This is a genomic window from Bradyrhizobium sp., assembly GCF_016462955.1.
In the GTDB taxonomy this organism is placed as follows: domain Bacteria; phylum Pseudomonadota; class Alphaproteobacteria; order Rhizobiales; family Xanthobacteraceae; genus Bradyrhizobium.
The window spans coordinates 1-2,340 of the sequence record NZ_JAEMSD010000761.1; the positions used below are offsets into that span (position 1 = coordinate 1).

The window sequence follows — 2,340 nt, forward strand, 5'->3', positions numbered from 1 at the left end:
CGTCATGTTTGAGCCGTATCCGGACTGAAGCCGATCTTGGTGAACGCGGCCGTGATACGCGCCGACTTCGCCATCACGACGATATCGGCCGCGGCCGCCAGCGACACGCTGCCGCCGGCGACGTGGCTGTGCACGGCGACCACGACCGGCGCGCGCATCTGCTTCATCCGGACGATCACGGTACGGAGATCCTCGGTCCAGTGCTTGACCAGCGACGGCAGCGAATCGGACTGCCGTTCGAAGGCAGCGATATCGCCGCCGACGCTGAACATCTTGCCACGCGCCGAGATCAGCACAGCGCGCACATCTTCGCACTCCTCAGTTCGTCCATCGCAAGGCTGAATTCGCGGCAAAACGCGATTAACGGGATTGCCCCGATCCGGCCGGTTGAAAACGATGCGAGCGAGCCCGTCCACGATGTCGCAGAGGAAACTCCTCGTCGGCGTCGTCAAGTTCATCTTTAGCTCCGGCGGTTGTCTCTCATCGAGTCTAGCGGCCAGAACAACTGCCAAAGGGCGACAATCGGTCCGGCGGTTGACGAAATCTCTTGCCTGCGCCAATAATCGCGTTTATCAGTCGCTTTGACATGAACCCGGTGCGACCGTCTCCGTTGGTTTCCAAATCCCACAAGCGTATCTCCAAGCGAATCTTGGCTTCCTCAACCATTCTAAAGTCAAAGTCGTTTGCCTCGCTGAAACAGCCTCCCGCCTCGCGCATTTCCAAATCGGAGAAGTCACGCGATTCGATCCTGGTTGCGGCGGCAAGGCTGTTCCGCCGCCAGGGATACGCAGCTACAACGCTGCGCCAGATCGCCGATATCGCCGACATCAAGGCCGGCAGCGTCTACTACTATTTCGACTCCAAGGAGCAGATTCTCGACGAAGTCCTCTACATCGGATTGTCGAGCGTGTTCGAAACGGTCAAAAAAGCGCATCGTGACGCCGGCAAAGTCTCGCATCGGCGCAAGATCGGACTCGCGATCGAGGCGCATCTGGTGGCGCTGCTCGAGGCGGGCGACTTCACCTCGGCCAATATCCGGATTTACGGCCAGTTGCCGGAGACGCTGAAGAAGCCGCACCGGCCCCTGCGTCGGGCCTACGCCAAATACTGGGACAAACTTTTCCTCGACGCCCGCCGCGCCGGCGAAATCCGCGCCGACATCGAGATCGTCCCGCTGCGCATCTTCGTGCTGGGCGCACTGAACTGGACCATCGAATGGTTCAGCCTCGACAGCAAGGATGCCGTGCTGAAGCTGGCGCGACGCACCGAACTCCTGATCTTTGACGGCGTGAAGAAGTCCTGACATCTACTTTCCTTGCCAGACCGGCTTTCGTTTTTCCGCAAACGCCCTCGGCCCTTCGATCGCATCCTGGCTCGCATAAGCCTCGACATGCAGCCGGTTGGCCTCGACCAAGCCCGCGGCGCAGCCAAGATCCATCGCGGCAAGAATGCTGGCCTTGGCGGCCTTCACCGACAGCGGCGCGCCTTCGACGATCGCGCGCGCCAATAGCAGCGCACGGGCGCGCACTGCATCGGGCGTGTCTTCGAGATAATTGAGGAAGCCGTGCGCGGCGAGCCGCTCGATCGGCATTGTCTCGCCCGTGATCACCAGTTCCATCAGCAGCGGCTGCGGCAGCATCCATAACAACGGGACCGCCCAGGGCGAGCCACGCCCCATCTTGACCTCGGTAATCCCGGCGCGCGTCCCGCGCAGCCCGACCCGCAGATCAGACTTGAGCGCCAGCAGCATGCCGCCTGCCATCAGCGACCCCGTCATCGCCGCGATGATCGGCTTTGAAACCTCGCGCATCGCTGTTTGCATCGGGTCGCGCATCAGGGCCAGGACATCGACGTCGTCGCGCGCCCTGATCTCGGCCGCCTGCTTGAGATCCAAGCCGGCGGAAAACACACCGCAATCGGTCGAGGTCAGAATCACGACATTCGCTTGCTGGTCCTGCTCAACCCGCTCCCACGCATCGGTCAAACCGTTCATCGCCTCGACCGAAAGCGCGTTTTTGCGCTCGGGCCGGTCGATAGTGATGGTCGCGATGCCATCTTCGCGCGAATAGAGAACAGGCTCTTTGGACATCGTGTTCCGCTTACGCAAATTACTAACATCTGTTAGAATACCGATCACGCGTTCGAACACAACAGATATTCAGCCATCGGGTCGTCATGCAGCCAATGCTCGCCATGCGTTTTGCGTCGGATCTTCTGAGCGGCCGGGTCGCGCTGGTAACCGGAGGCGGCACCGGCATGGGCCGCGCCACCGCCATCGAAATGGCGCGCTGCGGCGCAGATATCGCCCTGCTCGGCCGCCGTACCGGCCCGATCGAGGAC

The 2,340-nt window shown here is 61.5% G+C and carries 4 protein-coding genes; 1 reads left to right on the plus strand and 3 read right to left on the minus strand.

Annotation, left to right across the window (positions count from 1 at the left end; genetic code table 11):
- Positions 1–2: 2 nt before the first annotated feature.
- The gene (locus JHD07_RS38000) at positions 3–458 is read right to left on the minus strand and encodes an enoyl-CoA hydratase-related protein (RefSeq protein WP_080672322.1); all 456 of its coding nucleotides are present in this window, start codon (positions 456–458) and stop codon (positions 3–5) included.
- 191 nt (positions 459–649) lie between these two features.
- Between JHD07_RS38000 and JHD07_RS38005 the strand changes: the two genes are divergently transcribed.
- Positions 650–1,303 carry a TetR/AcrR family transcriptional regulator gene (locus JHD07_RS38005; RefSeq protein WP_049820500.1) on the plus strand — a complete coding sequence of 218 codons (654 nt, stop codon included), beginning with the start codon at positions 650–652 and terminating at the stop codon, positions 1,301–1,303.
- A 3-nt stretch (positions 1,304–1,306) separates the two neighbouring features.
- Here the strand turns inward: JHD07_RS38005 and JHD07_RS38010 are convergent, their stop codons facing one another.
- Together JHD07_RS38010 and JHD07_RS38015 are read right to left on the minus strand one after the other, a co-directional pair.
- Positions 1,307–2,149, minus strand: a complete 843-nt coding sequence (locus JHD07_RS38010) for an enoyl-CoA hydratase-related protein (protein ID WP_291631561.1) — start codon at positions 2,147–2,149, stop codon at positions 1,307–1,309.
- Positions 2,134–2,340, minus strand: a 207-nt coding sequence (locus tag JHD07_RS38015; protein ID WP_291631563.1) for a hypothetical protein, incomplete at its 5' end; no start/stop codon positions are given. The genes JHD07_RS38015 and JHD07_RS38010, both read right to left, overlap by 16 nt.

Excerpts from the sequence above, each read along its gene's own strand:
- JHD07_RS38000 (WP_080672322.1), bottom strand. The coding sequence starts at position 458 with ATGAACTTGACGACGCCGACGAGGAGTTTCCTCTGCGACATCGTGGAC.